The sequence below is a fragment of the Actinoplanes sp. L3-i22 genome (assembly GCF_019704555.1).
Classification (GTDB): domain Bacteria; phylum Actinomycetota; class Actinomycetes; order Mycobacteriales; family Micromonosporaceae; genus Actinoplanes.
This window is the reverse complement of record NZ_AP024745.1, coordinates 3163128-3186318: the sequence shown is the minus strand read 5'-3', so window position 1 is coordinate 3186318 and position 23191 is coordinate 3163128. Positions and strand designations below refer to the sequence as shown.

Genomic DNA, 23191 nt, shown 5'->3' with positions numbered 1-23191 from the left:
CCAGTACGGACGGCGACGTACTCCGGGTGGGGGCATAATCATCCGGGTGACCAATTGGGAGTATGCGCGGTTGGAGTACCGCGCCGCGGGCACGCTCGGCACCGACCGGTTCATGGACTGGACCGCCACCTTCCATCACCCGGGTGGGGTGCTGCGCTGGGGCACCGACGAGCGCTTCGACGACTTGCGCCATATGAATCGGGCGGGGGCGGCGGGCTGGCAGGCCTACGACCGCGCGGTGATCCACGTGAAGGACGAGCCGCACCGGCTGAGCAGCGTGACCTATTCCATGCGCCGCCCGATCCCCACCGACGGTCCTGGCTAGGCTCTGGGGGTGGTTAAGGAAACCGGGACGAAGCTGATCGCCTCGAACAAGAAGGCACGTCACGACTACGCGATCCTGCGGACGTACGAGGCGGGCCTGGTCCTGGCCGGCACCGAGGTGAAGACGTTGCGCCTGGGCCGCGCGTCGCTGGTCGACGCGTTCGCCCAGGAGCACGAGGGCGAGCTGATGCTGTACGGGCTGCACATCGCCGAGTACGGCTTCGGCAGCTGGACGAACCACGCGCCGCGCCGCACCCGCAAGCTGCTGCTGCACAAGGCCGAGATCGTCAAGATCCTGAATACGCTGAACGACGGTTCCGGGCTGACCCTGGTGCCGCTGTCGCTGTATTTCAAGGACGGCTGGGTCAAGGTCGAGCTGGGGGTCGCGCGCGGCCTCAAGTCCTGGGACAAGCGGCAGGTGCTGGCCGACCGGGATGCCAAGAAGGAGATCGCCCGGGAGATGGGCCGGCGACTCAAGGGCCGTCGATAGACTCTTGATCATGAAGTTCGGCCTCGACACGTTCGGCGACGTCACCGCCGGCACCTCGTACGCTCAAGTCATCCGCAATGTGGTCGAACAGGCCGTCCTGGCCGACCGCCTCGGCGTCGACGCCTTCGGCGTCGGCGAGCATCACCGCGACGATTTCGCGATCTCGTCCCCGGAGATCGTGCTGGCGGCGATCGCCGCCCGGACCGAGCGGATCACCGTGGGCACCGCCGTCACGGTGCTGAGCTCGGACGATCCGGTACGGGTGTACGAACGCTTCGCCACCCTCGACGCGGTGTCGAACGGCCGCGCCGAGATCATCCTCGGTCGTGGCTCGTTCACCGAGTCGTTCCCGCTGTTCGGCTTCGACCTCGGCGACTACGAGCAGCTGTTCGAGGAGAAGACCGAGTTGATGACCGAGCTGCTCAAGGAGCAGCCGGTCACCTGGTCCGGCACCGTGCGGCCGTCGCTGACCGAGCAGAGCGTGTTCCCGCGGACCGAGTCCGGCCGGATCACGACCTGGATCGGTGTCGGGGGCAGCCCGGAGTCGGTGGTCCGCGCCGCGGGGTACGGCCTGCCGCTCTGCCTGGCGATCATCGGGGGCGAGCCGGCCCGGTTCGCGCCGTACGTCGACCTCTACCACCGCGCGCTCAAGGAGTTCGGCAACGAGCCGCAGCCGATCGCGGTGCACTGCCCCGGGTTCGTCGCGGCCACCGACGACGAGGCGGTCGACCTGCTCTGGCCGCACGCGCGGCGGATGCTGGACCGGATCGGCCGCGAGCGGGGCTGGCCGCCGATCACCCGGGACCGGTTCGAGGCCGACGTCGACGGCGGCGCCTGGCACGTCGGCTCGCCGGAGACGGTCGCCACCAAGATCGCCGCGACGATCGAGGCGCTGGGCATCCAGCGCTTCGACCTGAAGTACGCCCACGGCACGCTCCCGCACGAGCACCTGCTCACCGCGGTCGAGCTGTACGGCAGCCAGGTGATCCCGCGGGTCCGGGAGCTGCTCGACCGGTGACGGCAAAGGGGGCCGGCGGATGCCGGCCCCCTTTTTCCGTGCGTGTGCTTACTGGGCGAGCCCGTACTGCTGGCAGGCCGCCAGGAACTTCGCGGTGCAGATGTCCTTGGTGGTGACGGCGCCCGCCTTCACCACGGTGATCATCATGTTCTGCGCGGTGACCGGGGTCGGGTCGAGCAGGACGGCCGGGATGTAGGCGCCCGACTCCGGGTCCTTGACCTTGTCCTTGGCCGGCAGCTTCTTGCCCTGGACCAGGCCGATCGCCAGGCTGGCGGCGGCGTTCGCCTCGTTCTTGGTGTCCTTGAAGACGGTCATGCACTGGTCACCGGCGAGGATGTTCTGCAGACCCTGCACGGTGGCGTCCTGCCCGGTGACCGGGACGGCGCCGTTCTTCTTGTACTTCTTCAGCACCTCGATCGCGGCGTTGCCGAGACCGTCGTTGGCGGACAGCACACCCGTGATGTCCGGCCACTGCTTGAGCATCTGCAGGAAGATCTCTTTGCCCTCGTTGTTGTCCCACTTCGGGACGAACTGGTCCGGGCCCTTCACGAACTCGGCGCTGTCGAACTTGGCCTGCAGGACGCTGTCGTAGCCGTTCTTGAACAGGGTGGCGTTGTTGTCGGTGGGCGAGCCGTTCAGCTCGGCGATCACCGGCTTCTTGACGCCCTTCTGCTTCAGGCAGCTGATCAGGCCCTGGGCCTGGAGCCGGCCGACCGTCTCGTTGTTGAAGCTGACGTAGTAGTCGGCGCCACCGTTGAGCGTGAGCCGGTCGTAGTCGATCACCGGGACCTTGCGGGACCGGGCCAGGTCGATCACGATCTTGCCGCTGTCCGAGTCCAGGTTCGCGATCATCAGCACCTTGATGCCGCTGTCGAGCATGGCCTTCGCGATGCCCTTGAACGCCTCGGCGTCACCCTGGGCGTTCTGGATCTCGGCCGGCACGTTCGCCGCCTTGAACGCGGCCTTGAGGTACTTCGGGTCGTCGTTGCTCCACCGGGTGGAGCTCTCGGTGTCCGGCATGACCACCCCGACGCCGCCCTTGCCCTCACCGGAGGAGGTGGCCGTCGAGTTGATGCCCGAACCGTTGGTGCTGGAGTCACTGTCGCCCGAACCGCTGTCACACGCCGTGAGCGTGACCGACGTCAGCAGGCCGGCAGCGACCAGTCCGATCAGTGCCTTGCGCATGGGAGTACGAGTCCTCTCAGGGGTGGATCCCGACCTGCGTGGGGGGTGCCGGGAAGCCCGCCAAGTATCGGCCATAGCGCCTCGGCCGCAACATCGGGTGTAGGCCTGAGTGCAAGATTATTCACTTCGCCCCCTGTGAGGGGCAAGGCATCACCGTGGGTATTGATAACTTCCTTTGTCCGAAACGGCATATCCGGCGGTTTCTTCGGTCCGGACCGCACAACGGCCCGCTCGCGCGGGCCGCCGTACGTCCGGTCTCAGACCAACTTTCGCCGGATCCACCACATCGACAGGGCCGAAAGGACGAGCGTCAGTCCGGCCAGGAGGGCGAACTCGCGCCACTGCACGGTCCAGAATTTGCCGGCCGGGACGTACCTGATCCGTACGCTCAGGTTCTGGGTCCTCAGCCAGTCGGTGCAGTTCTCGAAACTGCCCTTGGGACCACACTTGGTGAGATCCGCCGGGCCGGTGAACGGCTTGCCGTCCGCCCCCAGCACGCTGCTCGACAGGATCCAGGCCCCGGGAATCTTCGGATCGGCCTGCAGGTGCATCACCCCGGTGTCCGGGTTCATCCCGATCCCGTCCAGGTCCTTGGTCGGGTCGAGGGCGGCCACCGAGACGGTCACGCCGGCCAGCAGCGGCCGGAACACCAGCGGCGCGGCGACCTGCAGGCCGATCACCACCAGCAGGGTCACCGCCATCGCGACCACGGTCCGGCGCAGGACCAGGCCGAGGGTCACCCCGATGACGAACCCGGCGGCGGCGTAGGCGATCGGCACGACACCCCGGCCGGGGAAGACCAGCGGCGTCAGCCGGTCGCCGCCGGCCGCGTCGATCCGCCCCGCCCACCAGGTCAGCAGCAGGCTGAGCAGGCCCACCCCGAGCACCACCGCGGAGGCCCCGAACGCCAGCTTGACCAGCAGCCAGCGGCCCCGGCCGACGGATTGACTGAAGATCATCCGGTACGTCCCGGACTCCAGCTCCCGGGCCACCGTCGGCGCGCCCCAGAACACGCCGATCAGCGCGGGCGCCAGGAACAGCGCCGCGGTGGCGGCGTTGTAGACCGCGCTGGGCAGGCCCCCGCTGACCTCGAACCGGAAGGTCTTCGCCGCCTCCACGCACGCGGCCCCGGAGCAGCCGGTGTAACCGGTGCTCGACGCCAGGTCGGCGACCTCCCGCCAGGAGATCAGCACGGCGGCGACGAGCAGGACGAGCAGGACCGCGCCGGCGATCGCCTGGATCCGGAACTGCCGCCAGGTCAACCAGATCATCGCTGCCCCTCCAGCACCCGGACCGGGGCCGCCCCGGTCATGTAGGCCAGCACGATGTCCTCCAGGTCCAGCCGGTTCACCTGCCAGGACGGGTCCTCGATCGGCGCGGTGCTGCGCACCACCAGCGTCGACTGGACGTCGGTGTGGCTCTCCTCGATCACGTCCCGGCCGCCGCCGAGATCTTCCGCCGAGCGCCGCGGGCCGACCAGCCGGTGGTGACTGGCGAGCAGCTCGTCGACGTCGCCGGCCACCCGGACCCGGGAGCCGACCAGCACGATCATGTGGTCACAGACCCGCTCCAGGTCGGCGACCAGGTGCGAGGACATGATCACGCTCAGCCCGCTCTCCGCGGTCAGCTCCATCAGGCCCTGCAGGAACGTGCGCCGGGCCAGCGGGTCGAGCGCGGCCACCGGCTCGTCGAGCAGCAGCAGCTCGGGGCGCTTGGCGGCGGCCACGGTCAGGGCCAGCTGGGCGCGCTGGCCGCCGGAGAGCTTGCCGGCCTTCTGCGCCGGGTCCAGGCCGACCGCGGCGATCCGGCGCTCGGCCATCGCGGTGTCCCAGGCCGGGTTGAGGTGGGCGCCGAGCCGCAGGTGCTCGGCGACGGTCAGGCCGGCGTAGACCGGCGTGTCCTGGGCGACGAACCCGACCCGCGGCGAGCCGCTGGCCGGCCGCTCGCCGAGCACTTCGATCCGCCCCGCGGTCGGATCGAGGAGCCCGCAGGCGAGCTGCAGCAGCGTGGACTTGCCGGCGCCGTTCGGGCCGACCAGGCCGACCACGTGGCCGGCCGGGATGTCGAGGGTGCAGTCGGACAGGGCGGTACGACGGCCGTACCGCTTGATCAGCCCCTCGGCGTGCAGTGCGCTAGTCATGCTCGCGCCTCCGAAAAACTCCGAAAAGTATTGAGAAAGAGAGCCTCGATGCTCTCGTTGTCGAGCCCCGCCTCCCGGGCCCCGGCGAGCCATCGCTCCAGGTCCCGGCGCAGCGGCTCGTGGGTGCTCGTCTCGCCGAGCGTCTTCGTGACGAACGTGCCGACGCCGGGGCGGGCCGTGACGAGCCCCGCGTACTCCAACTCGCGGTAGGCCTTGGACACCGTGTTCGGGTTGATCGCGAGCCGGGCCACGACCTCCTTGACGGTGGGCAGTTTGTCGCCCTCGGTCAGCAGCCCGAGCCGGAGCGCGTGGCGCACCTGCTGGATCAGCTGCATGTACGGCGACACCCCGGACCGCGCGTCCAGGTGAAACTCGATCACCTCACCACCACCATTCCACTAGTTACCTAGCACAATAGCGATGACAGTCCACGGTGGAAAGGGTTATCCACAGGCGGACAAGAGATTTGGCCGGGCGCGCGGCGCACGTGGCAGGCTGAACGGCATGAGCATCGCCGTAACCGAGCACGTCGGGCCGTGGACCGAGGAGGATTATCTGGCCCTCGGCGAGACCATCGACCGCATCGAGCTGTTCGACGGGAGCCTGCTGGTGAGCCCGGCCCCGGGCACGCGCCATCAGCATGTCGCGCGCCGTCTGGTGACCATGCTGGACCCGGGCGCGGAAGCTGCCGGGCTCCACGCCTTCCGGGCGGTCAACGTGCGGCTCCGGGCCGGCCGGACCGGGTCCTGAAAGCGGCGCTCTAGGCCGCTGCCCGGATCACGTGGTATCTGATGGTCGAGCCGGTGGGAGATGCCGTCACGCTGCACCTGTTCCGGCTGGCCGGAGATCGATACACGGAGTATGCGAGCGGGGAACGGCTGGCCGGGACCGAGCCGTTCCCCTTCGAGATCGACGCCGAGGCGCTGCTGCGCCGCCGCTGAGCTACCAGTTGACCGCGATGTATTTGGACTCCAGGTACTCCAGGAGGCCCTCGTGACCGCCCTCGCGGCCGATGCCGCTCTGCTTCACGCCGCCGAACGGGGCGGCCGGGTCGCTGACCAGGCCGCGGTTCAGGCCGATCATGCCGGCCTCGATCTTCTCGCTGACCCGCAGGCCGCGCGCCAGGTCCCCGGTGTAGAGGTAGGCGACCAGGCCGTACTCGGTGTCGTTGGCCAGCCGGACGGCCTCGTCCTCGCCGGTGAACGTGACGATCGGCGCGACCGGGCCGAAGATCTCCTCGCGCAGGATCGCCGCGTCCGCGCCGACCCCGGTGAGCACCGTCGGCGGGTAGTAGAAGCCCGGCCCGGCCGGCCGGCTGCCGCCGGTGACCGCCGACGCGCCGGCGTCCAGGGCCCCCTTGACCAGGGCGTCCACCTTCGCCACGGTGTCCTCGTTGACCAGCGGGCCAACCTGGGTCTTCGCGTCCGTGCCGGGGCCGACGACCAGGGCCGCCATCCGCTGGGCGAGCCGCCGGGCGAACTCGGCGGCGATCGGGGCCTCGACGAAGAACCGGTTCGCGGCGGTGCACGCCTCGCCGCCGTTGCGCATCTTGGCGAGCATCGCGCCCTCGATCGCGGCGTCCAGGTCGGCGTCCGCGAAGACCAGGAACGGGGCGTTGCCACCGAGCTCCATCGACGTGTTCACCACGTTCTCCGCGGCCTGGGCCAGCAGGATCCGGCCGACCTCGGTGGAGCCGGTGAACGACAGCTTGCGGACCCGGGCGTCGCGCAGCATCGCCGAGACGACCTTGCCGGAGCTGCGCGACGGCAGCACGTTGACCACGCCCTCGGGCACCCCGGCCTCGGCCAGGATCGCGGCCATGGCCAGCGCGGTCAGCGGGGTGTCGCTGGCCGGCTTGAGGATCACGGTGCAGCCGGCGGCGAGCGCCGGGCCGATCTTGCGGGTGGCCATCGCGGCCGGGAAGTTCCACGGCGTGACCAGCACGCACACGCCGACCGGCTGCCGGGTGACCAGGATCCGGTTGGCGCCGCCGGGCGCGGAGGTGAGGTTGCCGTCGATCCGCACCGCCTCCTCGGCGAACCAGCGGAAGAACTCGGCGGCGTAGGTGACCTCGCCCTTGGCGTCGGTCAGCGCCTTGCCGTTCTCCAGGCTGATCAGCTTCGCCAGCTCGTCGGCGCGCTCGGTCATCAGCTCGAACGCCCGGCGCAGTGCCTCGCCGCGGGCCCGCGGGGGCGTCGCCGCCCAGCCCGGGCCGGCCGCGGCCGCGGCGTCCACGGCGGCGATCGCGTCCGCCTCGCCGCCGTCCGCCACCGACGCGACCGTGTCGCCGGTCGCCGGGTCGAGCACGTCGAACCGGTTCCCCGAGGACGCGGGCACCCACTTGCCGCCGATGAAAAGTTCGGTCTCCACTACAGCTCCTCCACCACGGTCCGGTTACGCCCCCAGCATTCTCCGTACCCGCCCGCGCCGCCATGATTCCCCGCGCCCCGGCGAAGAACCGGACAGCCCGACGACGAAGACCGCGGCCGGGCGAGGCAGCGCGGCGCGGCGCGGGGCGAGGCAGCGCGAGGCGAGGCGAGGCAGCGCGAGGCGGGGCGAGGCGGGGGCTGAACGGCCGGTTCCCCGGGATTGGCTACTCCCGGGGCGGTCCCGGACGGCTAGCGTGAGCTGGGTGACCGTGGGATTTCTCGGGCTGGGCGTGATGGGCCGGCCGATGGCGCTCAACCTGGCCCGCGCCGGGACCGACCTGATCGTCTGGAACCGCTCCCCCGCCGCCGCCGAGACGCTGCGGGCCGCCGGTGCCGCGGTGGCCGCGGACGTCCCCGAGCTGTTCGGCGCGGCCGAGGTCGTGCTGATGATGCTGGCCGACGACCGGGTCGCCGACGAGGTGCTGGGTCGCGACGGCGCCGGGTTCGAGGCGCTGGTCGCCGGGCGCACCCTGGTGCACATGGGGACGACCTCGCCGGCCTGGTCGCGGGGGCTGGCCGAGCAGGTCCGGGACGCCGGCGGCCACTACGTCGAGGCGCCGGTCTCCGGCTCCCGGGTGCCGGCCGAGAACGGTGAGCTGGTCGCGATGCCGGCCGGCGAGCCCGCCGATCTGGACCGGGTCGAGCCGCTGCTGCGCCCGATGTGCCGGGAGATCGTCCGCTGCGGCCCGGTCCCGAACGGCCTGCTGATGAAGCTGTCCGTGAACACGTTCCTGATCAGCATGGTCACCGGCCTGGCCGAGGCGTTCCACTTCGCCGGCCGGCACGACCTGGACCGCGGCACGCTGCTGGCCGCGCTGGACGCCGGCCCGATGGCCAGCCCGGTCTCCCGGATCAAGGGCCGCAAGCTGCTCGACCGGGACTTCAGCGTGCAGGCCTCGATCCGCGACGTGCTCTACAACAACCACCTGATCGTCGAGGCCGCGGAGACGGCCGGCATCCCGTCGCCGCTGCTGGACACGTGTCTGGAGCTCTACGCGGAGACGTCGTCGGCCGGGCATGCCGCCGAGGACATGGCGGCCGTCATCCGCGCCCTGGAATCCCGCTGACGGTCACCCCGGGCCTTTCGCTCACGCTCAAGGCAACTGCCCGCTTCGGTACGGAGGGAAGCGCGCTCCGCCCGTACCAAAGCGTGGTTTGACCGCAAGCGATCGGCGCAGGCCCCGGCAGACCCGGGAGGTTGGACGCGGGCCCGGCGGGCGACGGCCTAAGCTGGGCGGAGTGGCGAAGTACTTCGACGTGCATCCGGACAATCCGCAGGCCCGGACCATTCACCAGATCGTGGACCTGATCCGTGCGGACGGGCTGATCGCCTACCCGACGGACTCCTGCTTCGCGCTCGGCTCGCGGATGGGCAACAAGGACGGGCTCGACCGGATCCGCACCATCCGGCATCTGGACGACAAGCACCATTTCACGCTGATGTGCCACGACTTCGCCCAGCTAGGGCAGTTCGTGCAGATCAACAACGCGCTGTTCCGGGCGGTGAAGGCGAGCACGCCGGGGCCGTACACGTTCATCCTGCCCGCGACCAAAGAGGTGCCGCGGCGTCTGCTGCACCCCAAGAAGAAGACGGTCGGCGTACGCATCACCGCGCACACGACCGCCCAGGCCATCCTCGCCGAGCTGGGCGAGCCGCTGGTCTCCAGCACGTTGCTGCTGCCCGGCGAGGCCGAGCCGATGACGCAGGCCTGGGAGATCAAGGAGGCCCTGGACCACGCGGTGGACGCGGTGGTCGAGGGCGAGTGCGGCACCGAGCCGACCACGGTGATCGACCTGTCCGGCGGCGTCCCGGAGATCCTGCGGGTCGGCGCCGGCGACCCGTCCCGGTTCGACGAGTAACCGCTACCTGAGACGAGCAACCGCTATCTGAGCAGCTCCAGCGGCACCGCCGAGGCCAGGGCCAGCATCCCGGTGTCGTTGAGGTGCAGGTGGTCGCCGCCGTCGAAGCCGGCCCAGAGCCGTTCCGGGTTCGTCCCGTCGCGGACCGCCGCGTCGAAGTCGACGACCGCGTCGAACTCGCCGCCCTCCCGGATCCACCGGTTCAGCGTGGTCCGCACGCCGCGCTGGTGGCCCCGGTCGTAGAGGCTGCCGGCGAACGGCAGCAGGGTGCCGCCGTAGACCCGGAGCCCGGCCGCCCGGCCGCGAGCGATCAGCTCCCGGTGGCCGGCGATCAGCGCGTCCGCGCCGGCGCCGTGACCGATGTCGTTCACCCCGATCAGGGTGATCACGTAGGCGACGCCGGGCTGGGCCAGCACGTCGTGGTCGAAGCGGCGCAGGCCGGCCGGGCCGTTGCCGACACTCGCCGCCTCGGCCGCCGACTGCCCGCCGGCGCCGCCGCCCGCGGGCACCGGGATCTCCGCCCCGGTGAGCAGCTGGTTGCCGCCGATCCCGGCGTTCAGCACGCCACGCGGCAGCCCGCCGGCCCGGATCCGGGCGGCCAGCAGGTCGGGCCAGCGCTGGTTGGCGCTCACCGTGGTCTTGGTCCCGCAGGTGATCGAGTCGCCGAACGCGACGACCGCCGAGCTCGGGCCCGCGGTCCGCACGCTGACCCCGCCGAGCAGCACGTACCGGGTGAGGTTGGCGCCGCCGGCCGGGAACGGGGCGGCCGCGAAGTTGCCGGCCAGCAGGTGGTTGATCTGGAACGAGCGCGGGCTGAGCGTACCGGTCAGGGTCCGTTCCGGCAGGTGGAAGCTGATCACCAGGTCGTCGCCGGGCGCGATCGACAGGTTCGGGATCGGGTCGCTGACCCGGCTCTCCCCGCCCTTGAGGACGACCTCGGCGGCGCCGCCGAAGGTGACCGGGCGGATCGTGGCCGGCCACATCGCGCTGCTGTTCGGGCCGCCGGCCCGCACCCCGGTCCAGACCTCGCCGAGATGCACCGCCTCGGTGCCGTACTCGTTGGTCAGCCGGATCCGCGGCTGGTCGCCGCCGAGGCTCAGGTGCACCACCTGGCGCACGGTGGTGTCCGCCGCGATCGGGCTCAGGCCGGGCGCCGCCGCGGTCGGCGCGGTGGTCCAGGTGCCGGTCCACGGCGTCTCCGAGCGGACCGAGCGCTGCGGCTCGGCGTTGCCCGGGGTGGCGATCAGCGTGGCCGCGCCGACGCCACCGAGGATCAGGGCACGCCGCGTCGCGGCACGACCCAGGTCGGGGAAGAGTTCTGTTCGCAAGATGACCGCAACGTAGGAAACGGACGCAACACCGTCAAGTGTCCGTGATGAAGCCGATCCGGGGGTGTGACACTCGCACACCCCCGGATCGTGGGAATCACCCGGTCGAGCAGGTCAGATTCTGGACGGTGGCCGGGGCGGTCCCGGAACCGAGGAACCCGAACGTGGTCGAGCTGCCGGCCGCGATCGAGCCGTTCCACGTCTCGTTGGTCGCGGTGACCAGTGAGCCGCTGCTGGTCGCCTTGGCGCTCCAGATGGTGGCCAGGGTCTGCGTCCCCGGCCAGGTCCAGTCGACCCGCCAGCCGTTCACCGCGGTGGTGCCGGCGTGCACCATGACCTGACCCTGGAACCCGCCGGACCAGGCCGACGTGACGTTGTACATCGCGGTGCAGCCGGTGCCGGTGCCCCCGCCGGGGGTCGACGTCGACGGGGACGGGCTGGCCGACGTCGACGGGGACGGTGAGGTCGGCGTGGTGCCGACCCCGGTGACCTCGCCGTTACCGCCGTCGAAGACGACGTCCGAGCAGCCGTAGAAGGTCTCCTGGCTGTCCGAGCGGGCCCAGACCGAGTAGATCAGGTGCTTGCCGGTCTTGTTCGACGGCAGCTTCCCGGTCCAGTAGTAGTGGCCGTCGTCGGTGCCCGGCCCGCCGATCACCGCCGGGTCGGTCGCCTGGGTGAACGGCGTCGGCTCGAGGTCGCTCCAGGCGAGCGGCTTGGTCGGGTCGTAGCCGTCCTTGGTGATGTACAGGTAGAACGTGCCGGGGTGCTTGGCCCAGTCGTTGTAGCGGAACTCGACGCTGGCCCCGGCGGTCAGGTGGGTCTGCGGCCAGTCGTCGCGGGCCAGGTTGAAGCCGGTGAAGTTGTACGGCCCACCGGTCCCGCCGCTGCACAGCTGACCGTCCGGGAGGAAACCGCTGACCCGGCCGGCGCCGTCCGAGCGGAGCACGGCGAACCAGTTGTAGAGGGAGTTGACGCCGCTCTGGGCGACCGCGGCGGCGCAGGCCGCGTTCTTCGGCTCGATCGCGCCGGTGGTGGGGTTGCGGCCGTCCTGGTAGCAGAGCCAGGTCCGGCTGCCCGGTACCTGCAGTGCCCCGTGTGCCTGAGCGGCCGCCGGGAGGGCGAGGATCCCGGCCGCGGTGGCCAGTGCCACCGCCGCCAGAATACGGACAATTCTCATGCGATCACCCGTTCGGGAACAGCCGGGCGAAGTCGGCGTAGCCGGTGGCGACGTCGACCTGGGCCCAGAACCGGTGGTAGTTGAAGGTGGGCGCGGCCCCACCGTTGAGATACGCCTGGACCTTGGGGAAGTCCGGGTCGTTCTTGTAGAAGGAGCGGATGTCGAGGAACGACTTGCCCGGGGCGATCACGTCGCCGTTGGGCATCTTGCCGGTCCAGCCCTGGGGGATGTAGAGGCCCTGGCCGGTGCTGGCGTTGTAGACGTCGTCGAACCGGTTGTAGTCGGCCCGCGTCTCGGTGACCGAGACGCCCTTCGCGTCCTTGTGCGTCCAGATCGCGTCGAGCAGGTTCTTGGCCGCCGTCTTCGCCGTCGCGTCGCCGGACTTGGCCGCGTAGTAGCTGAGCAGCTTGGCGAACGAGCCGGCCACGCCGAGGTCCTGGCCCTTGCTGGTGACCGTCACGTGCAGGCCGGTGTTCGCGGCCGGGCTGGACGGGTTCCAGGTGTTGGGCTTGCCGGACCACGCCATGTCGGACGGGATCGAGAAGCTGGTGGCGCTGATCGTGGAGTTCGCGAGCGCCCACGGCACCCACTTGTCCAGCACCGACTTGGCCTTGGTGTCACCGGTCGTGTAGTAGTACTCGGCCAGCCGCTCCAGCGACCAGGTCTGCATGCCGAACCACTGGTTGGACGGCGGGTCGGCGTAGACCGGGGCCTCGACGTACGACAGGCCGTAGAACGTCGGGGTGCCGGACGGCGGGGCCGAGTAGTTGCCGTTCCAGCTGTTGGTCGCGCCACCGGCGATGGCGCCCTCGGAGGACTGCAGCCACTGGTAGAACTCCAGCTGCCGGTTCAGGCTGGCCTGCCAGTCCGCCTTGGCGGTCGGTGACTTCGGCGCGAACGCCGAGACGTTGGACAGCACGTACGCCGCCATCGGGTTCTGGTAGCCGAAGTGGCTGGTGCTGGAGCCGATCCGCCACGCCCAGCCCGCGGACGTGTCGGTGGCGCCGCCCCAGGCGTAGTACCAGGACATCAGGTTGTTCGAGGCGTTCTTGCCGGTGCCCGCCGCGCACGACGTGGACGTGCAGCCGGGCTGCTTGAAGTACTTGTCGTAGAACGAGTAGCGCAGGTAGTCGCCCATCTTCGCGGCGTTGGCCACGGCGGTGGAGATCTGCGACTGCTTGCCCTGGGCGGTGGCCCAGGTGTTCGCCCAGTAGGCGGCCTGCACGGCCCGGGCGTCGGCGTCCGGGGCGTTGGTGTACTTCCACTGCTTGGCGTACGACGTGTCCTTGGTGAACAGGTCGAGGTAGCCGTTCGGGCCGCCGTACTTGAACGTGTCGCAGGACGGCTGCGGGACGGTCTCCCAGGTCGACTCCTGGGCGCCACGCTGGAACGTGTTGATGTACGTGACCCGGCTGGTCCCGTCCCCGCAGTGGCCGAAGCCGTACGTGTTGTCCACGTCCAGCAGCCAGTGCATGCCGTAGATGTCGTCGGTGCCGTAGGCGCTCTTCAGCTCCGCGGCCAGCGGGTCCGAGCCGACCGACACGGACGTGTCCAGCTGTGACGGGTACTGCGAGGGCAGCGGGTACTCGGCCGCGTAGGTGGCCGGCTTCGCCGCGTTGTAGTTGGCGTTGGTCGGCTGGTCGGCGTGCGACGGGATGATGTACTTCTCCATCGTCGACCAGGCGCTGTTGAACGGCGCCCAGTCCCCGGTGCTCTGCCCGTGCTCGGCCTCCAGCCACAGCCAGTAGCTGAACGCCTCGCTGGTGGTCTCGTGCCCCTGGTCGGGCGCCTCGTCGATCAGCGTCTCGATCGAGTGGTAGGGCACGCCCTCCGGGCTGAAGTACCCGTTGGCCGAGTTCTTGATGTCGTTGTACATCTGGGTGAACCGGGCGTCGACCGCGCCGGCCTTGACCACCGTCACCGCGACGTTCGCCGCGGTGTACCCGCTGGACGTCGCCGTGATCGTGGCCGTGTCGCCGACCGTCGCCGTACTGGCCGCCGCGATCGTGACGGCCTGGCCGGTGCTCCAGTTCGACGAGGTGAAGGTGAGCGTGGCCGGGGTGGCGGTGACCGCGGTGGAGCCGGCGCTGCGGGCCACCGCGACGGTGACGTTCGCGCTCGGCGCCGCGCTCAGCGCGACCTTGAACGACCCGCTCGCCCCGGGCTCGAGGGTCGCCGACGTGGCGTCGGCGACGATCGCCGGGCTGGTCGAGGCGTCCACGAAGACCGGCACGTCGGCGGTGGTGCTCTTGATGCCGGCGCTGTCGTACGCGATGGCCTGCAGGTGGTAGGCCGCGGTCTGGGCCGGCACGCCGGTCCAGGTGTACGCGTACGGCGCGGCCGTGTCGGTGCCGAGCAGCAGGCCGTCGTGGTAGAACTCGACCTTCGCGATGCTCTGCCCGCTCGCCGGGGTGGCGGTGGCCGCGATCGGGATCGACGCCGGCGCGGTGTAGCGGGTGTTCGCGGCCGGGCTGCTGATCGCCACGGTCGGCGCGGCGGCCGAGCCGTTGCAGGGCGCCCCGTTCAGCGTGAACGCGGTCGGCACCGGGTTGGTGGAGCCGAACGTCCCGTTGAAACCGGTGCTGGTGGAGGCCCCGGTGCCGAGCGTGCCGTTCCAGGACGCGTTGGTGATCGTGACGTGCTGGCCGGACTGGGCGTAGACGCCGCTCCAGCCCTGGGTGACCTTCTGGGCGGCGTCCGGGAAGTCGTACTCGAGCTTCCAGGACGTCAGCGGGTCACCGGAGTTGGTGATGGCGATGTCGCCGGTGAACCCTCCGGTCCACTGACTCTGCACCTTGTAGACGACGGCGCAGCCGGCGGCGGCGTAGGCGGGTGGCCCGCCGGCGACGAAGGCCGCGCCGGCGCCCAGGACGGCGACGCCGAGGACGGCCAGCCTGCGTCGCAGGCGTTGGCTCCTCAAAAACCAGGACGGTCTCACGGGGGTGTCCTCCTAGGGGACGCGGGAGCAGGAGACGGGGGACGGGACGGGATTGGTGGTGCCGGTGGTGCCGCCGAGGAATCCGAACGTGGTGGATGCCCCGGACGCGAGCGCGCCGTTGTAGGACGCGTTGGTGACGGTCACCGCGGTGCCGGACTGGGTGGCGGTCCCGCCCCAGCTCTGGGTGACGGTCTGGCCGGCCGTCCAGGTCCACTTGACGGTCCAGCCGGTGGTGGCCGAAGTCCCGTTGTTGGTGACCGTGACCTCGCCCTGGAAGCCGCCGGTCCAGGAGCCGGTCACCTTGTAGACCGCGGTGCAGCCGGCCCCGGTGGAGGGGGACGTGGACGGGGAGGCCGAGGGTGAGACCGAGGCGGACGGGGTCACCGAGGGCGACGGCGAGGCGGAGGTGGCCGACGCCGACGGGACCGGGCCGGTGCGGTCGGCGTAGAGGATGCCGCGGCCGTTCGTGCCCAGGTAGACGCGACCCCAGATGCGCGGGTCGCCGGCCAGGGCGTCGCCGGCGTTGCCGTACTGGTGCTTGTCGTCGTTGATCCGGACCCAGGTGGCGCCGGTGTCGTCGGAGCGGAACACGCCGTCGACCCCGTCCACCGTGCCGACCAGGAAGACCGCCGGGTGGGTGGCGCCCGGCGCGGCCTTGCCGAACGCGACGTTGACGCCCTCGGTGACGGTGTTCGAGACCGAGGTGAAGGTCTTGCCCGCGTCGGTGGAGCGGAGCAGGCCGGTGCCGCCGGCCACCCAGACCTCGCCGGTGACGCCCGGGACGGCCTTCAGGTGCAGGCGCCCGGTCGTCGGCAGGGCCACCGACTGCGCGGTGAACGTGGCGCCGCCGTCCGTGCTGGTGTAGAACTTGCCGGCGGCGTACGCGAAGAAGGTCTTGGGGTTGACCCGGTCGCTCTCGACGATCGCGCCGGCCGGGAGCCCGGTCGAGGCGGTCCAGGTGCTGCCCCGGGTGGTCGAGTAGTAGACGCCGGTGCCGGCCGGCGACCAGACCACGTTGTTCGCGTCGGCGCCGACCGCGACGGTGCCGCCGCCGGTCACTCCGGACGGCTCCTGACCCTGGTACCAGGTCTTGCCGCCGTCGTTGGAGATGCCGATGTGCGGCGCCGCGTCGGCGTTGCCTACCCGGACGAAGAAGCTCGGGCTGAGCTCGGCGAAGTCCAGGCTGGTGTTGCTGCCCAGGCTCGGGGTGTCGTGGAAGTTGGCCGGCACCGTGTCGAGATCGGCGTGGTAGAAGCCGCCGACGTCACCGAGCGCGCTGACCAGCGGCGCGCCGGTGGGCGGGCTGGCCAGGTCGAGGACCGCGGTCTCCTCGATGCCCTTGGCGGTCGGCTTGATGGTGATCGTGCCGCCGGAGTCCCACTTGGTCAGGTCGGTGGTGCCGTAGAGGGTGGCGCCGGTGCCGTAGAGCATCCGGTTCGAGTCGAACGGGTCGATCGCGAGCGACTCGTTCATCCAGCCGAGCTTCGGGCTCTCCTCGGGCGCCTGCGCGGTGCTGTTGAAGTCCAGCCACGGGTTCGCCGAGATGTCCAGGGTGTAGCGCTTGGAGCGGCTCGGGTAGCTGGTCCAGTCCCAGGCGCGGGTCCAGGTGGCGCCGTAGTCGGTGCTGCGGAAGAAGATCGCGTCCGGCCACCAGGAGATCTGGGTGGCGACCATGAGCGTGCCGGGGTGCTGCTTGTCCACGGTCAGGCCGGAGTAGCCGTAGTAGCGGTCGGCGACCGGGGTGGGCGAAATGTCCGTCCAGGCGCCGGTCGTGAGGTCCAGGCGATAGACCTGGCCCGCTCCGCCGTCGTAGGGGCCGCCGGTGTCACTGGTCGCGATGAAGAGGTAATTTCCGGAAATAACGCCCTTGTGGGCTAGATAGCCGGTCGGCTGACCGGCGACCCGGCTCCAGGTGGCGCCGCTATCCGTACTCGTATATACCGGATTGTCCTTGTCCGCCACGCCGACGAAGATCCGGCCGGCCGCGCCGAAGGTGACCCAGGTCAGGCCCTGGTTCTGGTTCAGGTAGTTGTTGGTGTCCGTGGGATCCTGAACGTAGTTTCCGACATTCGGGAAATTTCCCACTTTTGCCCAGGTGACGCCGTAGTCGGTGCTGCGCCAGAGGCCGTTGCCGCCCTCGGCCGCGAAGTAGACGTTCTTGTCGTTCACCGGGTCGACCGCGAGCCGCTCGCCCATGCCCCGCCCGGGCATGTTGCCGCCGATCTTGAAGGGCAGGTTGGTCTGCGCCCAGGTGGCACCCTTGTCGGTGGACCGGAGGATGGCGCCGTTGTTCGGGTCCCAGCTGTTGGTGTACATGCCGACCGCGGCGTAGACCCGGCCGGTCTGCACCGGGTCGGGGGCGATGCTCAGCACGCCGTTGTGACCCCAGTCGTCCTGGCCCACCCAGTCCAGCAACGGGGTCCAGCTCTGGGTCGACTGGGTCCAGCGGTACGCGCCGCCGATGTCGGTGCGCGCGTAGATCAGGTTCTGCTCGCCCGGGTTGAAGACCACACCGGGAACGAAGCCCCCGCCGTCGATCCGGACGTTCTTCCAGGCGTACGGGTCGGTGCCGGCCGCCGTGGCGGACATCGGCCCGGTGGTGACGACGGCGACCGCGGTGGCGGCGACCACCAGTGCGGCGACCAGGGCGCCGCCGGGGGACCTTCTCATAGGGGGATACCTTCCATCGACGTACATGAAGGTGGGAGCGCTCCCAAAGCGTCCGTCCCCGTCATCTTCCTGTCAAGAACCTGAAACATGCGTGACCCGTCGCCGTTCAACTACGGAGAGCAACATTTGGGTGAACGACGAGGTTCGATCTACGACGACCGGGGTAACACCCCTGGTCAGCGCGGTTTCCTCGGATTCGAGTGCCGTGAGCTGCGACAAGTTGCTGGAGAGGCGGCTGTGTATCATTCGGCGGAATGCGCGGGCCAGCACCTACCGGTCGGGCCCGCAGCCATCGGCGGCGAATTGACCGGTACACGGCGTGACGACGGCCCGGCGTAGCGGTGGAGGAGATTGCATGAAGGTTTGCGTTGTGGGTACCGGCTATGTCGGTTTGACCACCGGCGTCAGCCTCGCCTTCCTGGGGCACGAGGTGACGTGCGTGGATCTCGACCAGCACAAGGTCGACATGCTGCGCGCCGGCAAATGCCCGATCTACGAGCCCGGGATGGAGGAGCTCCTCGCCGAGGCGGCGCCCAACCTGAGCTTCACCACCGACTACGACGAGGGCGTGCCCGGCGCGGACGTGGTCTTCGTCGCGGTGCAGACCCCGTCGGCCGCCGACGGCAGCCCGGACCTGCGCTTCCTGCGCTCGGCCGCGGAGAGCGTGGCCCAGTCGCTGGACCACGACTTCACCGTCGTGGTGAACAAGTCGACCGTGCCGATCGGCAGCGGCAACTGGGTGGACGCGATCCTGCGCGAGTCGTTCGCCCAGCGCGCGGACCGCCCGGCCGGCGTCGAGTTCGCGGTCGCCTCGAACCCGGAGTTCCTGCGCGAGGGCAACGCCATCGCGGACACGCTGTACCCGGACCGGATCGTGATCGGCTCGGACAACCCGCGCAGCCTCGAGGTGCTGAACCGGCTCTACCGGCCGATCATCAACCAGACGTTCACGCCGCCGACCTTCCTGGCCCGGCCGGAGGACGCCACCGCGGTCCCGCTGGTCTCCACCGACCTGGCCTCGGCCGAGCTGATCAAGTACGCGGCCAACGCGTTCCTGGCCCTCAAGATCAGTTACGTCAACGAGATCGGCCAGCTGGCCGCGAAGGTCGGCGCCGACATCACCGAGGTCGCCCGCGGCATGGGCCTGGACCAGCGGATCGGCTCCCGGTTCCTGCAGCCCGGCGTCGGCTGGGGCGGCTCCTGCTTCGGCAAGGACACCAAGGCGCTGGTCGCCACCGCGAGCGAGTACAACCTCGAGATGCCGATCGTGAAGGCGGCCCGCGAGGTCAACCAGCGCCAGCGCGCGATCGCCGTGGAGCGGCTGCAGGACGAGCTGCGGATCCTCAAGGGCCGCAAGATCGGCCTGCTCGGCCTGGCCTTCAAGCCGAACACCGACGACCTGCGCGACTCGCCGTCGCTGGACATCGCGAACCTGCTGCTGGCCCGGGGCGCCCGGGTGCGGCTGCACGACCCGGTCGCCGGGGAGCGCTTCCGCCGGGAGCAGCCGGAGCTGGCGCCGTACCTGAGCGAGACCCTGGACGGCGTCTTCGACGACTGCGACGCGGTCGTGCTGGTCACCGAGTGGGCGCAGTACCTGGAGCTGGACTGGAGCAAGTTCGTCGGCCTGATGCGCAACCCGCTGGTGCTCGACGGCCGGCACGCGCTGGACGCCGAGCGGATGCGCCGCCTGGGCTTCAAGTACGTGGCGGTCGCCGGCTGACCGCCGCTCCCCCGTTCCACCCGACCGCCGTGGCGATTCGCCACGGCGGTTTCCTTTTGTCCGGGCTTCTCCAGTTGGGGCGTGAAGTGGGTTCCCGCGAACGGCGTATCAGATGGGTTCTCAGGAAGCCCAACAAAACCGACTCACCGCTCGTACCATGATCCCTTAGTCCGGATAAATCGGTTTAAAGAGTCCCAGCGCAAGTAGACTCTTCCGTCAATCTTCTTAACCGGTTAAGGTGCCCCGCCATCGCAGCTATATCGTTACCGACTCGATCACGCGGAAATCATTGCGCAACTTGCTGGTTACCTCTTGACTGTTGGTCAAGAAGCGCTTCGGACGGCGGCGTCGCCAGACGCCGGAGGCGCGTCAAGACATAGGGAGCGGTATGTTCGGTCACAGTGGGAGTTCGCGATCTCGAGTCGCGCTCGCCGGTGCCCTCAGCGCCGGGCTGATCTTCAGCCTGGCCGCGTGTGGCGGCGACAAGAGCGACGACACGAGCGGTTCCACCGATACTTCGGCGTCAGGCATCGACTGCGCGCAGTTCACCCAGTTCGGCGACCTCAAGGGCAAGACGGTCTCGGTCTACACCGGCATCGTCACGCCGGAGGACACCCCGCAGAAGAAGTCGTACGAGCCTTTCGAGAAGTGCACCGGCGTCACGATCAAGTACGAGGGCGACAAGTCCTTCGAGACCCAGATCCTGGTGCGGGCGAAGGCCGGCAACCCGCCGGACCTGGCATATGTTCCGCAGCCGGGTCTGCTGCAGCAGCTGGTCGCCACCGGTAAGGCGGTCGAGGCCCCCAAGGAGGTCGCCGACAACACCGACAAGTGGTTCGGCAAGGACTGGAAGGCGTACGGCACGGTCGACGGCAAGTTCTATGCCGCGCCGCTGGGCGCCAACGTGAAGTCCCTCGTGTGGTACTCCCCCAAGGAGTTCACCGAGAAGGGCTACACCGTCCCGACCACGCTGGACGAGCTGAAGACCCTCAGCGACAAGATCGCCGCAACCGGCTCCAAGCCGTGGTGTGCGGGCATCGGCTCCGGTGACGCCACCGGCTGGCCGGTCACCGACTGGGTCGAGGACTTCATGCTGCGCCTCAACGGCGTGGACGCGTACGACAAGTGGGTCAAGCACGAGACCCCGTTCAACAGCCCCGAGGACATCGCGGCGTGGGACGCGGTCGGCTCGTACCTGAAGAACGACAAGTACGTCAACGGCGGTCTCGGCGACATCAAGAGCATCGCGTCCACCACGTTCCAGGACGCCGGCCTGCAGATCCTCGAGGGCACCTGCTCGCTGCACCGCCAGGCCTCGTTCTACGCGGCGAACTTCCCCAAGGGCACCAAGATCGCGGAAGACGGCGACATCTACGCCTTCTACCTGCCGGGCAAGGACGCCTCGTCGAAGCCGGTTCTGGGTGGTGGCGAGTTCGTGCTGGCCTTCGCCGACCGTCCCGAGGTCAAGGCGTTCCAGTACTTCCTCTCCACCGACACCTGGGCGAACCTCAAGGCCAAGGCGTCGAGCGGCTGGGTGAGCGCCAACAAGGGTCTCAAGATCGAGAACCTGACCAACCCGATCGACGCGCTCTCCGCGAAGATCCTGCAGGACCCGAACGCGCAGTTCCGGTTCGACGGCTCGGACCAGATGCCCGCCGCGGTCGGCTCGAACGCGTTCTGGAAGCAGGCCACGGCCTGGATCACCGGTCAGGACACGCAGACCACGGTGAACAACATCGAAGCCGCGTGGCCCAAGAAGTAAGCAGTTAGTACTCCGAGGCCGGCCGGGATGCGTCCAGCATCCCGGCCGGCCATCGCCCTCTTTCCCCTCGGAAACACGAAGGAGGTCCGGGTCGCGTGTTTTCCACTGCGAGCACCACCCCTGAAAAACTTCTCCAGATGCTGGCCGCGCTGCTGCTGTTCGCCGCCGTCATGGGAGTCATCCTCTTCTTTGCCAGCCGGGTCCGCGGCAAGCGCGCCGACAACTGGGTCGGCTACCTCTACCTGCTCCCGGTCGTGCTGCTGCTGGCCGTCGGCCTGGTCTACCCCGGCCTGCGGACCGTCTACGAGTCGTTCTTCGACGCGCAGGGCAGCTCGTTCATCGGCGTCGACAACTACAAGACGATCCTGACCGACAAGGACCAGCTCCAGGTGCTGGGCAACACCATCATCTGGGTGCTGCTGGTCCCGCCGTTCGCCACCGGGATCGGCCTGATCTACGCGATCCTGGTCGACAAGTCCCGGTTCGAGTCGCTCGCCAAGGCGCTGGTCTTCCTGCCGATGGCGATCTCGATGGTGGCCGCCGGCGTGATCTGGAAGTTCGTCTACGAGTACCGCGTCGACCAGCCCAACGTGAAGCAGATCGGGCTGCTCAACCAGATCTTCGTCTGGCTCGGCGGCAAGCCGGTCAACCTGCTGATCACCGACGGCGGGGTCTGGCACCTGAACACCCTGCTGCTGATCGTGGTGTTCATCTGGATCCAGTGCGGCTTCGCGATGACGATCCTCTCGGCCGCGATCAAGGCGATCCCGGACGAGATCATCGAGGCCGCCCGCCTCGACGGCGTCAACCCGTGGAGCATGTTCTTCAAGATCACGCTGCCCAGCGTCCGGACCACCATCGTGGTGGTGCTGACCACGCTGGCGATCGGCACGCTCAAGGTGTTCGACGTGGTCCGCACGATGACCGGCGGTAACTTCAAGACCAGCGTCATCGCCAACGAGTTCTACAGCCAGCTCATCCGGGCCGACAACCAGGGTCTGGCCGCGGCGCTCGCCGTGGTGCTGTTCATCCTGGTCATCCCGATCATCGTGTACAACATCCGCCAAGTCCGTCAGGAGGCATGATGACGGCCACACCGCTGGCGACCACGCCGGAACTCAAGGCTGTTCCCGAAAGCCCCGCCGCGAGGGCCAAGAAGCGGCTCAGCTCGCCGTGGGCGTCGCTGGCCGCGATCGTGATCGCGATCCTGTGGACGCTCCCGACGTTCGGTCTGCTGCTCTCGTCGTTCCGCCCGGAGCTGGCCATCAAGCGGACGGGCTGGTGGACGTTCTTCACCAACCCCGAGGTGACGCTGGACAACTACCGCGCGGTCTTCGACAGTGACACCGGGGTCAACCTGGGCACCTACTTCGTCAACTCGCTGATCATCTGCATCCCCTCGGTGCTGATCCCGCTCGCGCTGGCCTCGCTGGCGGCGTACGCGTTCGCCTGGATCAACTTCCGCGGCAAGAACATCCTGTTCGTCGCGGTCTTCGCCCTGCAGATCGTCCCGCTGCAGGTCACCCTGATCCCGCTGCTGACCCTCTTCGTGAAGGCCGGCATCAGCGGGACGTTCTGGCCGCTGTGGCTGGCGCACTCCACGTTCGCCCTGCCGCTGGCGATCTACCTGCTGCACAACTTCATCAAGGAGATCCCGGCGACCCTCATCGAGGCGGCCCGGGTGGACGGCGCGGGCCACGTGTCGATCTTCTTCAAGGTGATGTTGCCGCTGCTCACCCCGGCCCTGGCGGCCTTCGGCATCTTCCAGTTCCTGTGGGTCTGGAACGACCTGCTGGTCGCCCTGGTCTTCGCCGGCGGCGGCGACACGGTCGCCCCGATCACCCTGCAGCTGGCCAACCTCACCGGTACCCGCGGCACGGCCTGGCACCTGCTGTCGTCCGGCACGTTCGTCTCGATCATCGTGCCGGTGACGGTGTTCCTGCTCCTCCAGCGGTACTTCGTCCGCGGCCTGCTCGCGGGCAGCGTCAAGGGCTGAGCGCTCGCAGTTCCACCCCGGCCGGGGTCGCGCCTTTCGGGTGCGGCCCCGGTTCGCTTTTCCGGCAAACCCTTCTTGGGTACGGCCGTAGCCGCGCCCCGACCGCACCCCCGCACCCCCGTCGCCACACGCCGCGACGCTGCGGCCCACTCAC

The 23191-nt window shown here is 69.5% G+C and carries 20 protein-coding genes; 11 read left to right on the top strand and 9 right to left on the bottom strand.

Annotated features, from left to right (window positions below; all coding sequences use genetic code 11):
- Window positions 1-46: 46 nt before the first annotated feature.
- From L3i22_RS14090 to L3i22_RS14080, 3 genes are read left to right on the top strand one after another with little or no spacing between them, the layout of a single operon-like run.
- The gene (locus tag L3i22_RS14090) at window positions 47-325 is read left to right on the top strand and encodes a hypothetical protein (protein ID WP_221327412.1); all 279 of its coding nucleotides are present in this window, start codon (window positions 47-49) and stop codon (window positions 323-325) included.
- Between the two features lie 9 nt (window positions 326-334).
- A complete protein-coding gene (gene smpB / locus L3i22_RS14085) occupies window positions 335-814 on the top strand; it encodes an SsrA-binding protein SmpB (RefSeq protein WP_221327411.1) in 480 nt (159 codons plus the stop codon).
- 10 nt (window positions 815-824) lie between these two features.
- Window positions 825-1832, top strand: a complete 1008-nt coding sequence (locus L3i22_RS14080) for an LLM class flavin-dependent oxidoreductase (protein WP_221327410.1) — start codon at window positions 825-827, stop codon at window positions 1830-1832.
- Window positions 1833-1880: 48 nt separating this feature from the next.
- On the opposite strand, the gene L3i22_RS14075 is transcribed toward L3i22_RS14080, so the two are convergent.
- The 4 genes from L3i22_RS14075 to L3i22_RS14060 all read right to left on the bottom strand — a co-directional run bounded on the left by L3i22_RS14075 (window position 1881) and on the right by L3i22_RS14060 (window position 5537).
- Complete coding sequence (locus L3i22_RS14075; RefSeq protein ID WP_221327409.1) at window positions 1881-3017, bottom strand: sugar ABC transporter substrate-binding protein; 1137 nt, start codon at window positions 3015-3017, stop codon at window positions 1881-1883.
- A gap of 257 nt (window positions 3018-3274) precedes the next feature.
- Window positions 3275-4288, bottom strand: coding sequence for an ABC transporter permease subunit (locus L3i22_RS14070; RefSeq protein WP_221327408.1), 1014 nt, complete (start codon window positions 4286-4288; stop codon window positions 3275-3277).
- Window positions 4285-5157, bottom strand: a complete 873-nt coding sequence (locus L3i22_RS14065; RefSeq protein WP_221327407.1) for an ABC transporter ATP-binding protein — start codon at window positions 5155-5157, stop codon at window positions 4285-4287. The genes L3i22_RS14070 and L3i22_RS14065 overlap by 4 nt, the downstream gene beginning before the upstream one ends.
- Window positions 5154-5537, bottom strand: a complete 384-nt coding sequence (locus L3i22_RS14060) for a GntR family transcriptional regulator (protein ID WP_221327406.1) — start codon at window positions 5535-5537, stop codon at window positions 5154-5156. The genes L3i22_RS14065 and L3i22_RS14060 overlap by 4 nt, the downstream gene beginning before the upstream one ends.
- Window positions 5538-5661: 124 nt before the next feature.
- On the opposite strand from L3i22_RS14060, the gene L3i22_RS53460 reads away from it, so the two are divergent.
- Window positions 5662-5907: a Uma2 family endonuclease gene (locus L3i22_RS53460; RefSeq protein WP_255658213.1), complete on the top strand. Its 246-nt coding sequence runs from the start codon at window positions 5662-5664 to the stop codon at window positions 5905-5907.
- Window positions 5908-5960: 53 nt separating this feature from the next.
- A complete protein-coding gene (locus tag L3i22_RS53455; RefSeq protein WP_255658212.1) occupies window positions 5961-6098 on the top strand; it encodes a hypothetical protein in 138 nt (45 codons plus the stop codon).
- Between the two features lies 1 nt (window position 6099).
- On the opposite strand, the gene L3i22_RS14050 is transcribed toward L3i22_RS53455, so the two are convergent.
- Window positions 6100-7527 carry an NAD-dependent succinate-semialdehyde dehydrogenase gene (locus L3i22_RS14050; RefSeq protein ID WP_221327405.1) on the bottom strand — a complete coding sequence of 476 codons (1428 nt, stop codon included), beginning with the start codon at window positions 7525-7527 and terminating at the stop codon, window positions 6100-6102.
- Between L3i22_RS14050 and L3i22_RS14045 the strand changes: the two genes are divergently transcribed.
- On the top strand, window positions 7508-8653 hold the full coding sequence (locus tag L3i22_RS14045; RefSeq protein ID WP_255658211.1) for an NAD(P)-dependent oxidoreductase: 1146 nt from the start codon (window positions 7508-7510) through the stop codon (window positions 8651-8653). The two genes, L3i22_RS14050 and L3i22_RS14045, sit on opposite strands and share 20 nt — an antisense overlap.
- A gap of 172 nt (window positions 8654-8825) precedes the next feature.
- On the top strand, window positions 8826-9446 hold the full coding sequence (locus L3i22_RS14040; protein WP_221327403.1) for an L-threonylcarbamoyladenylate synthase: 621 nt from the start codon (window positions 8826-8828) through the stop codon (window positions 9444-9446).
- A 23-nt stretch (window positions 9447-9469) separates the two neighbouring features.
- Here the strand turns inward: L3i22_RS14040 and L3i22_RS14035 are convergent, their stop codons facing one another.
- The 4 genes from L3i22_RS14035 to L3i22_RS14020 all read right to left on the bottom strand — a co-directional run bounded on the left by L3i22_RS14035 (window position 9470) and on the right by L3i22_RS14020 (window position 17559).
- On the bottom strand, window positions 9470-10774 hold the full coding sequence (locus L3i22_RS14035) for an SGNH/GDSL hydrolase family protein (protein WP_221327402.1): 1305 nt from the start codon (window positions 10772-10774) through the stop codon (window positions 9470-9472).
- Window positions 10775-10871: 97 nt separating this feature from the next.
- Window positions 10872-11951 (bottom strand): lytic polysaccharide monooxygenase, encoded by a 1080-nt coding sequence (locus L3i22_RS14030; protein ID WP_221327401.1) that lies wholly within the window; start codon window positions 11949-11951, stop codon window positions 10872-10874.
- Window positions 11952-11955: 4 nt separating this feature from the next.
- Window positions 11956-14871, bottom strand: coding sequence for a glycoside hydrolase family 48 protein (locus L3i22_RS14025; protein ID WP_221327400.1), 2916 nt, complete (start codon window positions 14869-14871; stop codon window positions 11956-11958).
- A 30-nt stretch (window positions 14872-14901) separates the two neighbouring features.
- The gene (locus L3i22_RS14020; protein WP_221327399.1) at window positions 14902-17559 is read right to left on the bottom strand and encodes a cellulose binding domain-containing protein; all 2658 of its coding nucleotides are present in this window, start codon (window positions 17557-17559) and stop codon (window positions 14902-14904) included.
- Window positions 17560-17914: 355 nt separating this feature from the next.
- Between L3i22_RS14020 and L3i22_RS14015 the strand changes: the two genes are divergently transcribed.
- From L3i22_RS14015 to L3i22_RS14000, 4 genes are all read left to right on the top strand, one after another.
- Window positions 17915-19279 (top strand): UDP-glucose/GDP-mannose dehydrogenase family protein, encoded by a 1365-nt coding sequence (locus L3i22_RS14015; RefSeq protein WP_221327398.1) that lies wholly within the window; start codon window positions 17915-17917, stop codon window positions 19277-19279.
- Between the two features lie 388 nt (window positions 19280-19667).
- Entirely contained in the window at window positions 19668-21041 is a 1374-nt protein-coding gene (locus tag L3i22_RS14010) for an ABC transporter substrate-binding protein (protein WP_221327397.1), read from the top strand.
- A 137-nt stretch (window positions 21042-21178) separates the two neighbouring features.
- Entirely contained in the window at window positions 21179-22126 is a 948-nt protein-coding gene (locus L3i22_RS14005) for a carbohydrate ABC transporter permease (protein WP_221329953.1), read from the top strand.
- Window positions 22123-23037 carry a carbohydrate ABC transporter permease gene (locus L3i22_RS14000; protein ID WP_370644461.1) on the top strand — a complete coding sequence of 305 codons (915 nt, stop codon included), beginning with the start codon at window positions 22123-22125 and terminating at the stop codon, window positions 23035-23037. The genes L3i22_RS14005 and L3i22_RS14000 overlap by 4 nt, the downstream gene beginning before the upstream one ends.
- Window positions 23038-23191 lie beyond the last annotated feature (154 nt).

What these genes read in the sequence shown, in the direction of transcription:
- L3i22_RS14070 (WP_221327408.1), bottom strand. Translation starts at nt 4,288, where the DNA reads ATGATCTGGTTGACCTGGCGGCAGTTCCGGATCCAGGCGATCGCCGGC.
- L3i22_RS14020 (WP_221327399.1), bottom strand. Translation starts at nt 17,559, where the DNA reads ATGAGAAGGTCCCCCGGCGGCGCCCTGGTCGCCGCACTGGTGGTCGCC.
- L3i22_RS14005 (WP_221329953.1), top strand. Translation starts at nt 21,179, where the DNA reads ATGCTGGCCGCGCTGCTGCTGTTCGCCGCCGTCATGGGAGTCATCCTC.
- L3i22_RS53460 (WP_255658213.1), top strand. Translation starts at nt 5,662, where the DNA reads ATGAGCATCGCCGTAACCGAGCACGTCGGGCCGTGGACCGAGGAGGAT.
- L3i22_RS14065 (WP_221327407.1), bottom strand. Translation starts at nt 5,157, where the DNA reads ATGACTAGCGCACTGCACGCCGAGGGGCTGATCAAGCGGTACGGCCGT.
- L3i22_RS14010 (WP_221327397.1), top strand. Translation starts at nt 19,668, where the DNA reads ATGTTCGGTCACAGTGGGAGTTCGCGATCTCGAGTCGCGCTCGCCGGT.
- L3i22_RS14080 (WP_221327410.1), top strand. Translation starts at nt 825, where the DNA reads ATGAAGTTCGGCCTCGACACGTTCGGCGACGTCACCGCCGGCACCTCG.
- L3i22_RS14000 (WP_370644461.1), top strand. Translation starts at nt 22,123, where the DNA reads ATGATGACGGCCACACCGCTGGCGACCACGCCGGAACTCAAGGCTGTT.
- L3i22_RS14015 (WP_221327398.1), top strand. Translation starts at nt 17,915, where the DNA reads ATGAAGGTTTGCGTTGTGGGTACCGGCTATGTCGGTTTGACCACCGGC.
- L3i22_RS14030 (WP_221327401.1), bottom strand. Translation starts at nt 11,951, where the DNA reads ATGAGAATTGTCCGTATTCTGGCGGCGGTGGCACTGGCCACCGCGGCC.
- L3i22_RS14045 (WP_255658211.1), top strand. Translation starts at nt 7,508, where the DNA reads ATGAAAAGTTCGGTCTCCACTACAGCTCCTCCACCACGGTCCGGTTAC.
- L3i22_RS14075 (WP_221327409.1), bottom strand. Translation starts at nt 3,017, where the DNA reads ATGCGCAAGGCACTGATCGGACTGGTCGCTGCCGGCCTGCTGACGTCG.